Source organism: Pseudomonas sp. NBRC 111133 (assembly GCF_001320605.1).
GTDB lineage: Bacteria > Pseudomonadota > Gammaproteobacteria > Pseudomonadales > Pseudomonadaceae > Aquipseudomonas > Aquipseudomonas monteilii.
The window spans coordinates 1-913 of record NZ_BCBJ01000021.1 but is presented as its reverse complement, the minus strand read 5'-3'; the positions used below and the strand labels follow the sequence as shown (position 1 = coordinate 913).

The window sequence follows — 913 nt, the reverse complement described above, 5'->3', positions numbered from 1 at the left end:
AAAGAAAGCGACCTTAGGGTCGCTTTTTTTGTGCCTGAGATTCCAGCTTCAGCGCTCTTCCTCCCGCAACGTCAGCACTTCAAACCCGTCCTCGGTCACCGCCACCGTATGCTCCCACTGCGCCGACAGGCAGTGGTCGCGGGTAATCACCGTCCAGCCATCCTTCAACGTGCGCGTGCCACGCCCACCCTGGTTGATCATCGGTTCGATGGTAAACACCATCCCCGGCTTGAGCTTCATGCCCATGCCGCGCTGGCCGATGTGCAGCACCTCTGGCCCTTCATGCATCTGTTGGCCGATGCCATGCCCGCAATACTCACGCACCACGCTGTAGCCCGCGGCCTCGGCATGGGTTTGCACGGCATGACCGATATCGCCCAGCGTGGCCCCTGGGCGTACCTGCTCGATGCCTTTCCACAGCGCGTCATAGGTGGTGTCGACCAGGCGCCGGGCTTCGTCGCTGATTTTCCCGATGCAGTACATCTTCGACGAGTCGGCGATGTAGCCGCCTTGCTCTAGGGTGATGTCGACGTTGACGATCGAGCCTTCCTTCAATACTTCATCGGCTTTGGGTATGCCGTGGCACACCACGTGGTCCACCGAGGTATTGAGTGAGTAGGTGAAACCGTATTGGCCCTTACTTGCTGGCCGCGCCTTGAGTGTGTCGACGATGAATGCATCGGCGCGGTCGTTGATTTGCATCGTGGTGATGCCTGGGCGGATGAAGCTGTCGAGGTCGGCGAACACCTGGGCCAGCAGCTGGCCGGCGCGGCGCATCAGGTCGAGTTGGGCGGGGGTCTTGAGGATCACCTGGGACATGGGGGGAGGGCAGTTGCTCATGCTGGAATGTGCCCCAGCATAGCGCCAGGGGGTACTAGGTTGCCACTGGATGGTGCGTAGCCTGTGCCGGCCC

1 protein-coding gene is annotated in these 913 nt (G+C 61.2%); it reads right to left on the bottom strand.

The genetic code is table 11. From position 1 onward, the window contains the following. Positions 1 to 48 precede the first annotated feature (48 nt). Positions 49 to 840 carry a type I methionyl aminopeptidase gene (map, locus tag APH36_RS04135; protein WP_060497601.1) on the bottom strand — a complete coding sequence of 264 codons (792 nt, stop codon included), beginning with the start codon at positions 838 to 840 and terminating at the stop codon, positions 49 to 51. Positions 841 to 913: the final 73 nt, after the last annotated feature.